This is a genomic window from Myxococcus sp. XM-1-1-1, assembly GCF_020037095.1.
Taxonomy (GTDB): Bacteria; Myxococcota; Myxococcia; order Myxococcales; family Myxococcaceae; genus Myxococcus; species Myxococcus fulvus.
In genome coordinates, this window is the sequence record NZ_JAIQDH010000005.1 from 174492 (window position 1) to 193226 (window position 18735).

The window sequence follows — 18735 nt, forward strand, 5'->3', positions numbered from 1 at the left end:
CTCAACTTCCCGACTTTCCAGGCGATTTGGGTGTCCGGATACCCGGGGAGCAGCCGTGCGCCTGCTCGGGAATCCGGGGGGAGGCGGTGGTGACACGCCCACGAACCGGCCAGGCGATGGAACCGCCGCGGCGTTGTGGTGGAGTTCGTGGTGAGCAGGGGTTCCCACGAAGGAGAGACACAGGTGCCGACCCAGATGACGCGGTCCCAGGTGATGAAGGCGCTCGAGGCGGCCGGCGACCCGAGGGTGCGAGAGCGCTATGTGCGCGACGGCGCCGGGGAGAACGTGTTCGGCGTCTTGATGGGGAAGGTTCGCGCGCTCGCCGGCCAGGTGGGGCAGGACCACGCGCTGGGCCTGGAGCTCTGGGCCACGGGGAACCACGAGGCCCGCCTCCTCGCCTGCATGCTGCTGGACCCGGAGGCTCTCACGGAGAAGGCGGCCCGCGAGCTGGTCGAGCCGCTCACCCTGCCGCTCCTGGCGGACGAGCTGGTGGGCCGGGTGCTCGTGAAGGCGCCGGTCGCCGAGGCCCTGGAGAAGCGCTGGCGAGACGGCGATCAGGAACTGCCGCGCCGCGCCGGCTGGAAGCTCCTCGCCGGACGGATTCCGGCGGGACTGGCGAAGGACCTCGATGTCGGGGCGACGCTCGCTCGCATCGAGAGGGAGCTTCCGGGTGCGCCGTACCGCGTGAAGGAGGGCCTCAACCATTGCCTCGTGTGGATCGGCCTCCATCTGCCGGAGCACCGCGCCGAGGTCATCGCCATCGGTGAGCGGTTGGGGCGCTGGGACCCGAGGCCCATCCCGAAGGGCTGCACGTCCAGCTACGCGCCGGAGTGGATCGCCGCGGTCCTCGCGCTGCGCAAGGGCGAGAAGACCGAGGCGCGCAAGAAGATGGAGGCCGCGGCCGGGAAGAAGAAGCCCGCCCCGGCGCGTGAGAAGCCCTCGACGAAGAAGGCGGCACCCGCGAGCAGGAAGAGCGCGTCGAAGACGCCAGCTCCGGCGAGCCAGAAGCGCGCGCCGAAGAAGGTGGCGGCCCGGAAACGCGCGGGCTGAGCGGTGGGCGGAGCGAGGCTCCGCCGAACCGGACTGGCCCTACAGCAGCTCGCTCAGGTTGCTCTCCGCGATGCTCGTCAGCAGGGAGACGCGCTTGTGCAGCCACGACCCGAACGGCTGGATGCGGCCGACGGGCGTCTTCTTCGGCAGGTCGGTGATGCTCTCGTCGAACGCGACGATGGCCCGCTCCCCGGCGGCGTTCACGGAGCGGTTGTCGAAGGCGAAGGACCGGTCGACATGCCAGCCGCCATGGAAGGGCTGGAGGTCCTCCAGCGCCTCATTGCCCGAGGCCTCCACCAGATCGTTGATGTCGTAGACGTCGTCGGCGATCTCCATGCAGCTCCAGCCACCACCGGTGACGTTGCCGGCGTGGAAGCACGGCAGGTCCTCGTCGGCGTTCGCGGAGATGATCCACGTGATGGAGCCGTAGACGCGCAGGAAGTAATCCCAGCTCGACTCCTTCTTCCTGGGCTTGAGCGGCCTGGCCTTCAACCACTGCCCGATGCGCGGCTTGTGGAAGCGCACGAAGAACGACACATGTTCCTCGGCGGACGCGATGCGCTGCTTGTCCTTCTTCGCGTCGACCAGCTCCGCGATGAAGTGCCCCGAGGGGATTCGCTCATGGAGGTCCTTGAGCATCGCCACGGCGAGGTCCACGGCCTCGAAGGCGTCCTGGGGCTTCGGGAACTTCGTGCCCTTGGGCCGCGAGGGCTTCCTGGGCGCGCCCTTCACGGGCTTGGGCTCCGGATTGGGGTACTTCGCTTTCCAGAGCTCCTGGTTGTACTGCACGAAGCCCTCCTTCTCCTTCGCGCGGACGCGCTTCTCCGCGTAGGCGACGGCCGCCTCCCAGTTCTCGTGCGCCTTCTCCTGGCGATCCTCGAGCGTGTGGTTCCCATCGACATGGATGGACCAGTACTGCTTCCCACCCTTGAGGTACTGGCGCTCGAGCACCTTCTTCGAGTTCGGGTTCCAGGCGTTGCCGTCACGGAAGCCCAGCTTGCGGTAGCGAGCCAGCAGGTCCTCGACCTCGGAGGCGTCGACGAGCGCGACGTGGTGGTGCCCGTTCAACGTGCCACGGCGAACCTGGGCCTTGTCCCCGCGCACCGAGATATCGACGTAGAGGAGCCAGCCTCCCCGATACAACACGTGCCGCGCCGTCACGGGCGCGGAGAACTTCTCCGCCTTCGGGTCCCGCTTGTAGAGCCTCCCGGCGCTCGAGACGCGCAGCTCACCGCCCTCCGAGTAGAGCCAGAGCTCATCCTTCACATCGAGCTGCGGGTCCGAGTACCAGATGGCGTCACCGCCATTGAGCTCCTGGAGTCGCTTCCAATCAGGATCAGCCATGGATGGGTTCTCGCCCGGGGCCTGGAGGACGTCAATGCCTCGGGCATCCGCTCCCTGTTTGCCTGGAATCCTCGCGCTGCTCGAGTCGGCGCATGAGGTCATTCAGGTGTCGCGCCATCGTCGTGACGTGCGGCGGTTCGATCATCGTCTGGTGGTTTCCGGGGACGCCGATGAGCTCCAGCCCGCCGCGCACCAGCTCCTGCCATGGGCGCTCGGGATGGAGCGGATGGGGCGGGGTGTACTCCTGGGCGCGCAGATAGATGGCGCGGCCCTCGGTGGGGCCGGGCTCGTAGCTGAACAGCGCGCGCATGTGCGCCTTCCAGACGGAGAGGAAGATCTGCAGGTCCACCAGGGAGAACGACTCCGGCACCGTGGCGCCATCCCGCGCGCGACGCAGCACCTCGAGCATCTGTGCCTGCGGCTCCAGTCCGCGCAGCAAGGTGATGAGCGCGGGTGACGAGTCCCCGAAGATGGCCGCGAGCAGCTCCGCGTCATCCTCGAAGCGCGTGGGGAGCTGCCCCGGGCCCGGCGTGTCGAGGAAGACGAGCAGCTCGGGAGGGACGCCGAGCCGCCGCAGCCGCTGCGCCATCTCGTAGACGATGGTGCCGCCCATGGAGAGGCCCACCAGGTAGTAGGGCGGCTCGGGGCGCAGCTGGAGCAGCGCGTTCAGGTGGACGGAGGCGAGCTGCTCGACGGTCTGGAGGGGCTCGCATTCTCCGTTCACGCCGGGCGCCTGGAAGCCGTAGACGGAGCGCTCGGGACCGAGTGCCCGGACCAGCTCCTGATAGCAGAACACCGTGCCGCCAATCGGGTGCATGCACAGCAGCGGCGGCAGGCGGTCGTCACGTCCTCGTTGGAGGAGGACGACGCCGTCGGGCAGTGACGGCGCCTTCGTGGTGGAGGCCACGGGCGCGCGTTGCTCCTCGAGCCACGCGGCGAGCGCCGCCACCGTGGGGCTCTGGAAGAGGACCTGCAGCGGGACCTTGAAGCCGAAGCGCTCGGACAGCTTCGCGACGAGCTGCGCGGCGAGCAATGAGTGCCCACCCAGGTCGAAGAAGCTCGCCGTCACGTCGCGGACCTCGCGGCCCAGCACCTGAGCCCACAGCGCTGTGAGCGCTTCCTCGAGGGGCGTGCCCGGCGCCACGCGCGTCGAGTCGTCGGCGGACGCGGTGGGACGAGGCAGGGCGCGATGGTCGACCTTGCCATTGGCGGTGAGTGGCAGCGCGGGCAGCACCACGAAGTCCGAGGGGACCATGTGCGGTGGCAAGCAGCCCTGGAGGAAGTCGCGGAGCGCGCGAGGCGCCAGCTCCGGCTCACTCGCGACGTAGCCGACGAGGCGCCGGTCGCCGGGGATGTCCTCGCGGACGAGGGCGATGGCGTCACGGACTTCGGGATGGGCGCGCAGCGCGGCCTCGACTTCGCCCAGCTCGATGCGGAAGCCGCGCAGCTTCACCTGGTTGTCGGTCCGGCCGATGAAGTCCAGCGCGCCGTCATGGCGAAGCCGGACGAGGTCTCCGGTGCGGTACAGCCGCGCGCCGGGCGTCGTCGAGAACGGATGCGGGACGAAGCGCTCGGCGGTGAGGTCGGCTCTGTCCCAATAGCCCCACGCGAGCCCGTCGCCGCCGACATACAGCTCGCCCGTGATGCCCGTGGGCACGGGCCTCAGGTGGGCATCGAGGACGTAGGCGGTGCTGTTGGCGATGGGCCGCCCGATGGGAACGGAGTGTTCCTGCGGCGTGCTCACGGGATGCCAGGAGCTGAACGTGGTGTTCTCCGTGGGACCGTAGACGTGGAGGAGCCTTTGAGGCGCGCCGGCGGAGAGGACCCGGTTGACGCACGCGAGGTCGGCGTTCTCCCCACCGAAGAGGAGGAAGCGCAGGTCGGAGAAGGCCGAGGGCTCCGTGCGTGCGACGAGGTTGAAGAGCGCGGTGGTGAGGAACAGCGCGGTGATGCGCTCCTCGCGCAGCCGGCGGGAGAGCATGGCCGGGTCGATGACGTCGTCCTTGTCCAGGATGACGAGCGTCGCGCCATTGAGCAGCGCGCCCCAGAGCTCGAAGGTGGAGGCGTCGAAGGCGATGGTGGCGGCCTGGCCGACGCGGTCGTCCGGTCCGAGCTGGACGTAGTCGGAGCCCAGGACGAGCCGGAGGACGGCGCGGTGGGGGATGCAGACTCCTTTGGGCCGGCCCGTGGAGCCCGAGGTGTACGTGACGTAGGCCAGGTCGTCCGGTCCGGTGTCGCGTGTGGGTCGGTCCGTCGCTTCCTCGTCGGTGAGGGAGAGGGCGTCGATGCACAGCGGTGCGGCGATGCCCTTCGGCACGCGGGACACGAGCGAGGTCTGCGTGACGATGCACTGGACCTGCGCGTCCCGGGCCATCAACTCCAGCCGTTCGGAGGGATAGTCCGGGTCGAGCGGCACGTAGGCACCACCGGCCTTGAGGATGGCGAGCAGCGTGACCACCAGCCGAGGCGAGCGGGGCAGGCACACGCCGACCCGAGGCAGTGCACGGATCACGCCCTGGGCACGAAGCAGGTGCGCGAGCTGGTTGGCCTGTCGTTCCAGCGCCGCGTACGTGAGCACCGTGGTGCCATGCTGGAGGGCGATGGCCTCGGGCCGTCGGGTGGCCTGGGCCTCGAACAGGTCGACGATGGAACGCTCAGCCGGGTAGTCGCGAGCGGTGTCGTTCCACTCGACGAGCCATTGCTGTCTCTCTTGTGCGGAGAGCAGGTCGAACGCGTGGATGGAGGCATGGGGATGCCGGACCACATGCTCCATCAGCGCGCGGAGATGCCGCGCCATGCGCTCGATGGTCGCGGGTGAGAACAGGGCCGTGGCGTACTCGAAGACGCCCACGAGCCCATCCGCGGACTCCTCCAGGGAGAGCGTGAGGTCGAACTTCGACGTCCCGGGATGCAGCTCCACCGCGTCCACCGTGAGGCCCGGGAGTTGAAGCTGACCGGTGGGCGCGTTCTGGAGAGCGAACATGACCTGGAGGAGAGGGCCATGAGAGAGGGAGCGCTCGACGCGGAGCTCATCGACGAGCTTCTCGAAGGGAAGCTCCTGGTGGGAGTAGGCGGAGAGGCAGACGTCGCGGGTGCGGAGGAGGACGTCGAGGAAGGAAGGGTTGCCGGAGAGGCGAGCGGGGAGGGGGAGCGTGTTGACGAAGAAGCCGATGAGGGATTCGAGCTGGGGGCGAGTGCGATTGGCGATGGGAGAGCCGACGAGGAAGTCGAGCTGGCCGGAGTAGCGGGAGAGGAGGAGCTGGAAGGAGGAGAGGAGCGCCATGAAGAGGGAGGCGCCGTGGTGACGAGCGAGGGAGTCGAGAGAGGAGCGGAGGGAGAGGGGGAGGGAGAAGCGGTGGAGGGCGCCGTCGAAGCGCTGGAGGGAGGGGCGAGGGAAGTCGGTGGGCAGCGAGAGGAGGTGGGGGACGCCGTCGAGGAGGCGAGTCCAGAAGGAGAGCTGGGAGGAGAGGAGGTGGCCGGAGAGGAGAGAGCGCTGCCAGGAGGAGAAGTCGGCGTACTGGAGGGAGAGGGGAGGCAGCGAGGGGGATGAGAGCTCGCGGTAGAGGACGCCGAAGGACCAGCCGTCGGAGATGATGTGGTGGAGGTTGAGGAGGAGGACGTGGCGCTGGGGAGCCAGGCGGAAGAGGCGAGCGCGGAAGAGCGGACCCTTCTCGAGGTCGAACGGCGCCGCGGCTTCGAGTCGCACGCGTCGCGTGGCCTCCTCATCGGGCGACTCCAGGGCGGAGAGGTCGAATCGCTCCCAGGACAGCTGTGCTGATTCCTGGATGTGCTGGAGGGGAGCACCGTGGCCTGGGAAGGTCGTGCGAAGAGACTCGTGTCGGTCCACGAGGCGCTGGAGGCGCGCGCGGAGCGCCTCGGCATCGAGCTCGCCGTCCAGTCGGAGCGCGAAGGGCATGTTGTAGACGCCCTGTTGCTCGTGGAGCTGGCTGAGAAACCAGAGTCGCTCCTGCGCGAAGGAGAGCGGAGGCGCCGTGTCCCGAGTCCTCCGGGGAATGAGCCCGGCGTCTTGTACCGAGGGCGAGGTTCCGAGGAGCTTCTCCACGGCACGCGCGAACCGTTCGAGCGTCGGCGCCTCGAAGAGCAGCTTCACGGGAACGGTGACACCGAGCGATTCCCGCGCACGGGAGACGACCTGTGTGGCGAGCAGGGAGTGCCCGCCCAGCTCGAAGAAGTTCGCCGTGACACTGAGCTGTTCGAGCTGGAGGACCGAGGACCAGATGGCCGCCAACGCCACCTCCAGCCCGGTGCGAGGCGCCACGAAGTCCTCGACGGTGCCTCCCTCCGGGGCCGGGAGTGCGCGTCGGTCGACCTTGCCGTTCGGTGTCAGGGGCAGCGCATCGAGCACAACGAAGGCCGACGGCACCATGTGAGCCGGGAGCTGGCTCCGCAGGTGCTCACGAAGTGCTGTCGCGGTCGTGGAGGTCGCGGCGTAGGCCACGAGGCGTCTGTCTCCAGGAGAGTCCTCGCGGACGAGGACCGCGGCGTCGCGGACCTCGGGATGTGCACGCAGCGCGGCTTCAATCTCACCCAGCTCGATGCGGAAGCCGCGCAGCTTCACCTGGTTGTCGGCGCGGCCGACGAACTCCAGCTCACCGTCCTGGCGGAGTCGGACGAGGTCCCCGGTTCGATAGAGCCGAGCCCCTGGAACCGAGGAGTCCGGATGCGGAACGAAGCGCTCGGCGGTGAGGTCGGGTCTGTTCCAATAGCCCCACGCGAGCCCCTCGCCACCGACATGCAGCTCGCCGGTGACGCCCAGGGGAACGGGTTGCCCGTGGGCATCCAGGACGTAGGCCGTGCTGTTGGACACGGGGCGACCGATGGGAACCGCGTGCTCCTGTCGCTGACGCACCGGATACCAGGTGCTGTAGGTGCTGTTCTCCGTCGGGCCGTAGAAGTTTGCGAGCTGCCCGGGGGCGCCATGGGTGAGCACGTCGTTCACACAGGACGGGTCCGCGGCCTCTCCGCCGAACCCCAGCCATCGCAGACCCTTGAAGACTTCCGGCTGGGAGCGCGCGACGAGGTTGAACAGCGCGGTGGTGAGGAAGAGGGTGGTGATTCGCTCGTCCTGGAGGCGGCGGTTGAGCAGCACCGGGTCGAGGACCTCGTCCTTGTCCAGGATGACGAGCGTCGAGCCATTGAGCAGCGGAGCCCATACCTCGAAGGTGGAGGCATCGAAGGCGATGGTCGCGGCCTGTCCAACGCGGTCGTCAGGGCCGAGCCGGATGTGGTCGGCCTCGCGGACCATGCGCACCACGCCGCGATGGGGAATGCAGACGCCCTTGGGAAGGCCCGTGGAGCCCGAGGTGTAGATGATGTGCGCCAGGTCCTCTGACGTGCTCTCACGAGGAAGCGCGCTCTCATCGGACCTCGTCGGTTCCTCGGCAGGTGACTCGAGACTCAGCACCGTGATGTCCGAGGAGAACGTCGAGCGGAGCGCGTCGAGGCTCACGATGGCGACGACCCGAGCGTCACGGACCATGAAGTCGAGTCGCTCGGAGGGATAGTCCGGGTCGAGCGGCACGTAGGCGCCACCGGCCTTGAGGATGGCGAGCAGCGTGACGACCAGTTCGGGCGTGCGAGGCAGGCAGACGCCGACCTGAGGACGCGCACGGCTCACCCCCTGGCCACGCAGGCGTCGCGCGAGACGATTGGCGCGAGCGTCGAGTTCTCCATAGGTGAGGCTCGTCGACCCGTGCCGCACGGCGATGGCGTGGGGACGCAGGGACACCTGCTCCGCGAACAGGTCGATGATGGACGCACCGGCCGGGAAGGCGCGGGCCGTGTCATTCCACTCGACGAGCCACCGAGCGCGCTCCTTCGCGGAGAGCACGTCGAGAGAGTGGATGGGCGCGTGAGGGTTTCGCGCGACCTGCTCCATCAGGTTCCGGAGATGCTCGGCCATCCGCGCCACGGTGTCCGGCGAGAACAGCGCCGTGGCGTACTCGAAGACGCCGTTCAGTCCGTGCGGCGTCTCCTCGACGAAGAGCGTGAGGTCGAACTTCGACGTCCCGGGATGCAGCTCGAGGTGCTCGACCGTGACGCCCGGCAAGGTGGGCGGGACACCGGGCGCGTTCTGGAGAGCGAACATGACCTGAAGGAGAGGGCCATGAGAGAGGGAGCGCTCGACGCGGAGCTCATCGACGAGCTTCTCGAAGGGAAGCTCCTGGTGGGAGTAGGCGGAGAGGCAGACGTCGCGGGTGCGGAGGAGGACGTCGAGGAAGGAAGGGTTGCCGGAGAGGCGAGCGGGGAGGGGGAGCGTGTTGACGAAGAAGCCGATGAGGGATTCGAGCTGGGGGCGAGTGCGATTGGCGATGGGAGAGCCGACGAGGAAGTCGAGCTGGCCGGAGTAGCGGGAGAGGAGGAGCTGGAAGGAGGAGAGGAGCGCCATGAAGAGGGAGGCGCCGTGGTGACGAGCGAGGGAGTCGAGAGAGGAGCGGAGGGAGAGGGGGAGGGAGAAGCGGTGGAGGGCGCCGTCGAAGCGCTGGAGGGAGGGGCGAGGGAAGTCGGTGGGCAGCGAGAGGAGGTGGGGGACGCCGTCGAGGAGGCGAGTCCAGAAGGAGAGCTGGGAGGAGAGGAGGTGGCCGGAGAGGAGAGAGCGCTGCCAGGAGGAGAAGTCGGCGTACTGGAGGGAGAGGGGAGGCAGCGAGGGGGATGAGAGCTCGCGGTAGAGGACGCCGAAGGACCAGCCGTCGGAGATGATGTGGTGGAGGTTGAGGAGGAGGACGTGGCGCTGGGGAGCCAGGCGGAAGAGGCGAGCGCGGAAGAGCGGACCCTTCTCGAGGTCGAACGGCGCCGCGGCCTCGCGTTGGAGGCACTCCTGGAGGTCGTCAGGAGACGAGGTCAGGTCGACGACCCGCCAGTCGAGCTCCATGTCGTCGGAGATGACCTGCGTGGGAGTGCTGCCCCCAGGAAAGCGCGTGCGCAGAGACTCGTGACGAAGGACGACGGCTCGAAGACGCTCACGTAGCGCAGGGACATCGAGCTCACCTTCGAGTCTCAGCCCGAAGGGCATGTTGTAGACGCCCTTCTGGTCATGGAGCTGGCTGAAGAACCAGAGTCGCTCTTGCGCGAACGACAGGGGCAGCGCCGAGTCCCGGCTCACCGTGGGAATGAGCGTGGACCCGGTGGGCTGGGGTTCGCCGAGGAGTTGCTCCAGCACGCGCGCCAGGGACTCGATGGTGGGTGACTCGAAGAGGGCTCGGACGGGGACGTGGACACCGAGCGTGTCCTGGATGCGCGAGACGACCTGGGTCGCGAGCAGTGAATGCCCACCGAGGTCGAAGAAGCTCGCGGTGACACTGACGCGCTCCAAGGACAGCACCGTGCTCCAGATGTCGACGAGTCGCGACTCCAGCTCCGTGCGAGGCGCGACGAAGTCCTCGGCGTCGAGCAGGCCGAGGATCGGAGGCGGAAGCGCGCGTCGGTCCACCTTCCCGTTGGGCGTCAGCGGAAGCGAGTCGAGGACGACGACCGTCGAGGGGACCATGTAGCTGGGGAGTCGGCGTCCCAGCTCCTCGCGAAGCCGGGTCCCCGCCACCTGCGTCACGGCATAGGCCACGAGGCGTCTGTCCCCCGGAGTGTCCTCCCGGACGAGGACGGCGGCGTCACGGACCTCGGGATGCGCACGCAGCGCGGCTTCAATCTCGCCCAGCTCGATGCGGAAGCCGCGCAGCTTCACCTGGTTGTCGGCGCGGCCGATGAACTCCAGCTCTCCATCCTGGCGGAGTCGGACGAGGTCTCCCGTGCGATAGAGCCGAGCCCCCGGCACCGAGGAGAACGGATGGGGAACGAAGCGCTCCGCGGTGAGGTCGGGCCTGTCCCAGTAACCCCACGCGAGGCCGTCACCACCGACATGCAGCTCACCGGTGACACCGACGGGGACGGGTTGCCCGTTGGCGTCCAGGACATAGGCCGTGCTGTTGGACACAGGTCGCCCGATGGGCACCGAGAGCTCCGAGGATGGCCGCGCCCGATACCACGTGCTGTAGGTGCTGTTCTCGGTGGGGCCATACCCGTTCACGAGCGCACCAGGGGCGCCATGCGTCAGCACGCTCTGGAGACACGTGGCATCCGCGGCCTCGCCACCGAAGATGATCCAGCGCAGGCCGGAGAACGCATCCGGGTGCACGCGCGCAGTGTGGTGGAAGATGGCGGTGGCCACGACGAGCGCGGAGATGCGCTCCTCCCTCAGCCGGCGAGCGAAGACCGAGGGCTGGATGAGCTCGTCCTTGTCGATGATGACCAGCGTGGCCCCGTTGAGCAGCGCGCCCCAGATCTCCAACGTGGAGAGGTCGAACGTCACGGTGGTGACCTGGGCCACCCGGTCGTCGGGCCCCAGGCGGACCTGGTCCGGGTCCAGCGCCATGCGCACGACGCCTCGATGTGGAATGCAGACGCCCTTGGGGCGCCCCGTGGAGCCCGAGGTGTAGATGATGTGGGCCAGGTCCTCCGCGGTGCTGTCGGTCGGCAGCGGCGTGGCCTCGGTGCACTCCAACGTGTCGAGCTTCACCGTGCGCCACGGACCCTCGGGCAGCCGCTCACTCAACGCGCCATGGGAGACGAGGGCCGTGAGGCGTGCGTCGTGGGCCATGAAGGCCAGCCGTTCGGTGGGGTGCTCCGGGTCGAGCGGGACGTAGGCCCCGCCCGCCTTGATGGTCGCCAGGAACGCGACGATGAGGTCCGCGGACCGGGGCAGGCACACGCCGACCTGCGGACTCCGACGGTCGACGCCTCGCGCGCGCAGCACCCGGGCGAGCGCATTGGCGCGGGCATCGAGCTGGGCATATGTCAGCTCGGACACTCCGTGCCGCACGGCCACGGCGTCGGGGTTGCGCGCCACCTGCGCGTCGAAGAGCGCTCCGAGCGGTGTCTGCGACGGGTACGCGCGCGTCGTGTCGTTCCACTCGACCAACCACCGTTGCTGCTCATCCTCGGAGAGCAACGAAGCCCGGGCGCAGGCATGTTCCGGCGCACGGACGAAGGTCTCGGCGAGCCGGACGAAGTGCTCCGCCATCCGCGCGACGGTGGGCTCGGAGAACAACGCGGTGGAGTACTCGAGGGTGCCTCGCCATCCGTTGGACGAGGGCTCCACCGAGAGGAAGAGCTCGAAGCGCGCCGTGCCGGTGTCCACCTCCAGCGGCGCGACCTGGACACCTGGAAGGCGAAGCTGTCCCCCCGGTGCGTTCTGGAGCGCGAACAGCACCTGGACCAGCGGGCTGCGTCCCGGCTCCCGTTCGACTTGGAGCTCGTCGACGAGCCGCTCGAAGGGATGCTCCTGATGTGCGTAGGCGCCGAGGCACGCGTCACGGGTGCGATGGAGGACGTCGCGGAAGGACGGGTTGCCGGAGAGACGGGCGGGGAGGGGAAGGGTGTTGACGAAGAAGCCGATGAGCGATTCGAGCTGGGGCCGCGTGCGATTGGCGATGGGCGAGCCGACGAGGAACTCGAGCTGGCCGGAGTAACGGGAGAGGAGAACCTGGAAGGTGGCCAGCAAGGCCATGAAGAGCGTGGCGCCTTCATCCTGCGCGAGTCCTTCGAGGGCCTCGACCAGCGGCAGCGGAAGCGAGAAGCGGTGGAGCGCGCCCTCGATGCGTTGACGTGGCGGGCGAGGGAAATCGGTGGGCAGCGCGAGGACGTGAGGCACACCGTCCAGCAGTCGCTTCCAGAACGTCTGCCGCGTCGCGAGGGCCTCACCCGCGAGCCGCACCCGCTGCCACGATGAGTAGTCGGCGTACTGGATGGAGAGCGGAGGCAGCACCGGGGGCGTGCCCCCGACTCGCGCGGCGTACTCGGTGGACAGCTCCCGGAAGAGCACTCCGAAGGACCAACCGTCGGAGATGATGTGGTGCAGGTTGAGCAACAACAGGTGTCGCTGCTCGGCCCACGTCACGAGCATCGCTCGAAAGAGCGGACCCCGGGCCAGGTCGAAGGGTCGTTCCGCCTCCGCCTGCACCCGTCCTCGCGCCTCCTCCAGGGACGCAGCGGACCGCCGCTCCAATGTGATGGACCATGACTCCAGGACCACTTGCTCGGGCGCTCCTTCGCCGGGGAAGCACGTGCGCAGGGATTCGTGCCGGGCCACCAGGGCCCGCAGGCTCTGCTCCAGCAGGGAGGCCTCGAGTGGCCCGTCCACCTGGAACGCCATCGGGAGCGAGTAGACCGCGCTGCCCGGCATCCATCGGTCGAGGAACCACAGTCGCTGCTGGGCGAACGAAGGGACTCGACGCTCGGCACCCACGGCACGTGGGATGAGGCCTTCGTCCTCGGTGCCCGCCTGGGCCTCCTCGAGTCCCGCGCACAGCTCGCGCAGGACGGGCTGGTCGAAGAGGGCACGCAGCGGGATGTGCCGCCGCGTCGCCTCGCGCATGCGGGTGACCGCCTGGGTCGCGAGCAGCGAGTGGCCTCCCAGGTCGAAGAAGTTCGCGGTGGCGCTCACCGCGTCCATCCCCAGCACCTCCGCCCAGATGCGCGCGACGGTCTGCTCGAGCCCTGTCTCCGGCGCGACGAGCTCCGAGGCCGCCTGGGGCGCGGGCAGCCGCGCGCGGTCCACCTTGCCATTGGGCGTGAGCGGCAGCTCCTCCATCACCACGATGGCGGATGGGACCATGTGACCGGGGAGCTGGCGCTGGACGTGCTCCCGCAGCTCCGACGACGAAGCCCTCGCGACGACATACGCGACCAGTCGGCGGTCTCCGGGCGAGTCCTCACGAACGAACGCGAGCGCCTCCGTCACACGTGCGTGCTGGCGCAGCGCGCTCTCCACCTCACCCAGCTCGATGCGGAAGCCTCGCAGCTTCACCTGATGGTCGCGCCGTCCGATGAACTCCACCGCGCCATCGGGTCGCACGCGGGCGAGGTCCCCCGTGCGGTACATGCGGCCTCCAGGCGTGTCGCTCCACGGGTCCGGCAGGAATCGCTCACCCGTCAGGTCCGCGCGCCGCCAGTAGCCCCACGCGAGCCCCAGTCCTCCCGTGTACAGCTCGCCCACCTCTCCATCCGGGACGGCGCGGAGCGACTCGTCCAGCACGTACATCCGAGTCCCCGAGATGGACCGGCCGATGGCCACGGCCGTCGAGTCCTCCTCCGCCAGCGCGCCCCGCATGGGGTGGAAGCTGGTGAAGGTCGTGTTCTCCGTGGGGCCGTAGAAGTTGACCAGTCGCACGTGGGGAAGCTGCGCCAGGGCCTTGCGCGCATGGGGCACGGAGAGGACCTCGCCGCCGGTGAGCAGCTCGCGCACCTTCGCCGTGCCGGGCAACCCCAGCTCCACGAGCTGATGGAACAAGCCCGTGGTCATCCAGACAATCGTCACCCCCTGCGCTTCGAGGAACGGCCCCAGCTCATCCAGGCCCGCGGCGCCCTGGGTGAACACCGCCAGCCGCGCCCCGTTGAGCAGCGAACCCCAGATTTCGAACGTCGACGCATCGAAGGCGACGGGCGCGAGTTGCAGCAGCACGTCCTCGGGCGTCACGTCGACATGATTGGTCCCCAACACCAACCGCAGCACTCCGCGATGCGGCACGCAGACGCCCTTGGGCCTGCCCGTGGAGCCCGAGGTGAAGACGACATACGCCAGATCATCCGGGCACACGTCTCGCGCGGGAGGATGGTGGGGGAGCACGGCCAGCGCGTCGCCGAGGACATCCAGACACAGGCGCACGCCCTCCGAGGGCAGTCGTGGCAGCAGCGACGTGCGCGTGATGATGACCCGCACGTCCGCGTCCAGGGCCATCAGCGCCAGTCGCTCGGAGGGATAGTCCGGGTCGAGCGGCACGTAGGCACCACCGGCCTTGAGGATGGCCAGGAGCGTGACGAGCAGCTCCGCCGAGCGCGGCAGGCAGACGCCCACCCGGGGGTTCTCGCGTCCGACACCCTCCGCGCGCAGCCGCCACGCGAGCTGGTTGGCCCGCCGCTCCAGCTCCGCGTACGTCAGGCTCTCGCCGTCACTGGTGAGCGCCAGGGACTGGGGCCGCAGGGCGACCTGGGCTTCGAAGGCCTCCGCGATGCTGGTCGGAGAGGAATCCTGCGGGAGGGTCGACAAGGAGGGGGCGTCGAGCATGTCAACGCGTCGCCCCCAGGAGATGAGAGACGGTGGCTGCCGCGTGCGACACGGCAGCCGATGGGACAGGGCGTCACGCGTGAGACATATCTAGGAGGCCTGGCCAGACAGACGCAAGATTGGCTGGCCCTCCCCGCCCTGGTGAGGCGGATCTGAAACTGAGTTGTGTTTCAGGCCGTTGTTCTCACGGGTGACTCGTCGGGTCCGCTGGATTCGTCCCGGCCGCGCGCTCGTCCCCGTCCCGCGCGCCGTCGAGGTCCCGGTCGATGCCGATGCGCGTGCCCGAGCCGAGTGGCACGCAGGTGTACGTCAACACGCCGCCGCTCGCGGTGGTGGCCGTACGCACCGTCGCATCCGTCACCGCCGGCAGGGCCTGCCGGTCCGACGTGAACTTCCCACCTCCCACGTAGAGCAGGCCCACCTCGTGCGAGCCCACCCGGCCCTTGGCCACCAGGTCACACTCGCCCGCGTTGGCGCGCGCCAGCAGCAGGTCGATGCGCGGCCCCGCCACGGCCGCGCGCGCGGCCGTCAGCGTCACCTGCTGCCCGACGATGGGCGCCAGGTTCGTGTCGAACGCGAGCATGAACTGCTCCATGTTCAGCTTCGCCGTGTGGCCCTCGGGCGTGTTCGGGATGCCCACGGAGTTGAAGATGGGGTGGAAGTCGAAGCCGCTGTTGAAGGTGAGCAGCGTGGGGACGCTGCCGTCGCTCAGGAAGCCGAAGCCCCGGACCTGGTCTCCCAGGAAGGGGTCGATGGGAGCGTTGCCGCTGACGAACGGCGCGCCGAACATGCCCACCTTCTGGTACGCGTTGCGCAGGTGCGGCACCTTCGGGAACTGCGGCTCCACGTCGAAGGAGGACTGGCCCGCCGTGCCGAAGAAGCCCTTGAACGCACCCTCGGACGGGTTCGCCTCCGGGTCGATGACGTGGCACGCGCCGCAGGAGCCGTGGAAGAACGTCGTCGTGTTCAGGAAGAAGTCCCGCCCCGCCGCCTGCGCGGGCGTCAGCGAGTTGTCCAGGTGGCGGATGGGGTTGGGCGGATAGACGACCTGGAGCACGAAGTCGGTGAACTTCTGCATCTGCGCCGGCGTGAGCGTCGTGTCGCGGCCCAGCAGGTCCACGAAGGCCGGGTTGAACTGCTTGAAGGCCGCCGCCTCGTCATGGGAGCCCGAGTTGGGTTGCGCGGTGGCCGCGTCGAAGCCGCCGTTGCGGTCGCCTCGCCAGTGCATGGGGCCCTGGTTCGCCATGCCGCGCAGGCTCTGCGTCGCCATGGGGCCCTTGAGCGGATGGAACGCGGTGGACTGGCCGAACGTCGGGTCGTCGCCGAACTCCGGGAGGATGGGGACGATGGGGCTCGGGTTGGCCTTCACCGCACCGTCCGGGTTGCCCAGGTCCCACGCCAGGCTGTCGAAGTCGCCGAAGATGTGGCAGCTGCCGCACGACGAGTCACCATGGCTGGAGCTCAGCCGCGCGTCGTAGAGGAAGGGCCGGCCTTCGACGACGCTCGCGGGCTCCGGGTTGTACATGGGCAGGTGCGCGATCTCCTGGCGCGTCGTCGTGTTGATGACGGAGATGGCGTTGTCGAAGCGCGTCAGCACGTAGATGCGCCGCCGGGCCTCGTCCAGCACCATGCCCGTGGGCCCGCCGCCGGAGAGGAGGATTTGATTCGCCGTGCTCGGCACGAACGTCCCGTTCTCCAGCGCGGCCGTGGAGTAGACGCCCAGCTTCGACGAGCCGAACGCCGCCACGAACAGCGTCGAGCCGTCCGCCGTCACCGCCATGCCCAGCGGCTGCGCCAGGCTCTTCTCACTCTCCGCGTTGGGCGTGGGCGCGCAGCACACGTCGTAGTCAATGTGCTTGTTGAGGTGGCGCGGCGTCACGCTCGAGTTTCCGAGCACGGTGATGCGGCTCTCGTGCAGGTGGCCGCGCAGCGAGCTGCCCGCGAAGGTGCCCGGGCCCTCGAAGCGCAGGTCGTTCCGCGCCTCGGTGTTGCTGACGTACACCTTCCCGTTGACCGGGTTGACGGCCATGTTGAACAGGATGGTGCCCACGCCCGAGTACACGCTCCCGGGGCCGTGGATGGGCGCGGGAGGGTTGGCGTTGGCGTTGAGGGTGAAGACGTCCTTGTCCGGCAGCGAGAAGCGCACCGACGACGTCCAGGAGCGGTTCAGCACGTCCACCCAGTCCTGGCCGTTGTGCTTGAGCAGGACCCCGACCTCCGGGGCGCGGACGCCCGCGAAGTTGGTGTTGGGGCCGGGGACTCCGCCCACGGCCTCGCCGCCGTCCGGCACCGCCAGCTCATGCATCACCGTGGTGCGGTTGCCGGAGTGGAAGGCCGCCGCGTACACCCGCGAGCCGTCCGGCGTCACCGCCAGCGCCCGGGGCGTGTCCGCGAACAGGGAGACGATGGTGAGCGGCGTGCCACCCAGCGTGGACCCCAGCTGCTCCGAGTCGAACACCCACACGTCCGCGCGGCCGATGCCCGGCGTGGTGAGCTTCGGGTCGAACGGCGCGTTCTGGCCGCGGTGCGCCGCGGTGATGAACGCGCGCCGACGCCCAGGACCGGCGAAGACCAGGTCCCGGGGCTCGTCGCCCACGAGCAGCGTGCGCGTCACCACGCCGCCCTGTCCGTCCGCGTCCACGCGCACCACGCTCACGCTGTCCGACAGGTGGTTGACGACCCAGACCTCGTCGTTCGTCCGCGCGGCCACCGCCACGGGCTCCAGGCCCACGGGCACTGAGCCTCGGTGGGTGAGGCCGTTGTTCGCGACGCGGAAGATCTCCAGCCGGTTGTCCGGCGTGTTGACGGCGAAGAGCAGCTTGCCATCGGGGGACAGCGCGAGCGGCCGCACCTGCCCGCTCTCGAACAGCGTGAAGGACGAGGCCTGGGCTCGGGGGCCCACCACGACTCCCGCCACCAACAACAGCGCGACGACGCTTCTTACGGCACCAGCTCGAACAGCCGTACACGAGGCTTTCACGATGATGCGCTCCAGGGGATGGGTGACGCTTCCCTCCCTCCGACAGGGGAGTGACGGCCGGGTGGGAATGGGCAATCTTCCGTGGTTCCGCACCGTGACGTAAATGCTGACATCACGACGCGTGAAGGTTTGACACGCGGGCGGGCCGCGCTTGACAGACGCCATTCGTTGAGTCGCGAAGGGGGCGGGTGGTTGGGACTGGAGCGTCCGGACCGACCCATGGCATGTGTGGACGCGCAGGACCTTGACAGGAGTGTGAGCGGATGGCCTGGAAGATGCCCGAGGAACCCTTTGTCGACGCGGAGCCTGACTCCCTGCTGGAGACCGTCATCGTCCCACGCACCCGGGATCTGGGAGACGGCTTCGAGGTGCGCCGCGCGCTGCCGTCGTCGCGGCGGCGGATGGTGGGCCCGTTCATCTTCATGGACCAGATGGGCCCCGCGGTGCTCCAGGCCGGCAAGGGGCTGGACGTGCGGCCCCATCCGCACATCGGCCTGGCCACGGTGACGTACCTGTTCGAGGGCGAGGTGCTCCACCGCGACTCGCTGGGCGTGGTGCAGCGCATCCGCCCCGGCGCGGTGAACTGGATGGTGGCCGGGCGCGGAATCGTCCACTCGGAGCGTACGCCTCCGGAGCTGCGAGTCGCGTCCAACCGCATGTTCGGCATCCAGTTCTGGGTGGCGCTGCCCGGCAAGCACGAGGAGGACGCGCCGTCGTTCGTCCATACGCCGTCGGAGGCGCTGCCCGTCGTGCAGGATGGTGGCGTCGAGCTCAAGCTCATCGCGGGGGAGCTGGCCGGTGCGCGCTCGCCGGTGACGACGCAGTCGGCGCTCTTCTACGCGGACGTGAAGCTGGACGCGGGGGCGCGGATTCCCGTGCCCGCGGTGCACGAGGAGCGCGGCCTCTTCGTCGCCGAGGGACAGGTGGAGGTGGGCGGCGAGAGCTTCGGCCCCGGTCAGCTCCTGGTGCTGCGTCCGGGCAAGGAGGTGGTGGCGCGGGGCGGCGGGACCACGCGCTCCAGGCTGCTGCTCTTCGGCGGCGAGCCGATGGATGGGCCCCGGCACATCTGGTGGAACTTCGTCTCCAGCTCGAAGGAGCGCATCGAGCAGGCGAAGGAGGACTGGATGGCCCAGCGCATCGGTCAGGTCCCCGGTGAGTCGGAGTTCATTCCGCTGCCGGAGCCCGAGCCGAGCGTGCCCCGCTATCCCTGACGTGCCCCGCAGGACGGGGCTCGCGGGCCCCGCAGGCGTCTCGCGTCTGCGGGGATTCCGGTGGCCCGCGAGTT

Annotated in this window: 5 protein-coding genes; 2 read left to right on the forward strand and 3 right to left on the reverse strand. The window is 69.1% G+C overall.

The genetic code is table 11. The features are described from left to right. Positions 1 to 183 precede the first annotated feature (183 nt). Positions 184 to 1050 (forward strand): DNA alkylation repair protein, encoded by an 867-nt coding sequence (locus K8640_RS13170; RefSeq protein ID WP_223747358.1) that lies wholly within the window; start codon positions 184 to 186, stop codon positions 1048 to 1050. 39 nt (positions 1051 to 1089) lie between these two features. Here the strand turns inward: K8640_RS13170 and K8640_RS13175 are convergent, their stop codons facing one another. The 3 genes from K8640_RS13175 to K8640_RS13185 form a co-directional block, all read right to left on the reverse strand. Then, positions 1090 to 2394: a hypothetical protein gene (locus K8640_RS13175; RefSeq protein ID WP_223747359.1), complete on the reverse strand. Its 1305-nt coding sequence runs from the start codon at positions 2392 to 2394 to the stop codon at positions 1090 to 1092. A 31-nt stretch (positions 2395 to 2425) separates the two neighbouring features. Beyond that, positions 2426 to 14452, reverse strand: coding sequence for a non-ribosomal peptide synthetase (locus tag K8640_RS13180; RefSeq protein WP_223747360.1), 12027 nt, complete (start codon positions 14450 to 14452; stop codon positions 2426 to 2428). A 202-nt stretch (positions 14453 to 14654) separates the two neighbouring features. Continuing rightward, positions 14655 to 17375, reverse strand: coding sequence for a beta-propeller fold lactonase family protein (locus K8640_RS13185; protein ID WP_223747361.1), 2721 nt, complete (start codon positions 17373 to 17375; stop codon positions 14655 to 14657). A gap of 338 nt (positions 17376 to 17713) precedes the next feature. Between K8640_RS13185 and K8640_RS13190 the strand changes: the two genes are divergently transcribed. After that, complete coding sequence (locus tag K8640_RS13190; RefSeq protein ID WP_223747362.1) at positions 17714 to 18661, forward strand: pirin family protein; 948 nt, start codon at positions 17714 to 17716, stop codon at positions 18659 to 18661. Positions 18662 to 18735: the final 74 nt, after the last annotated feature.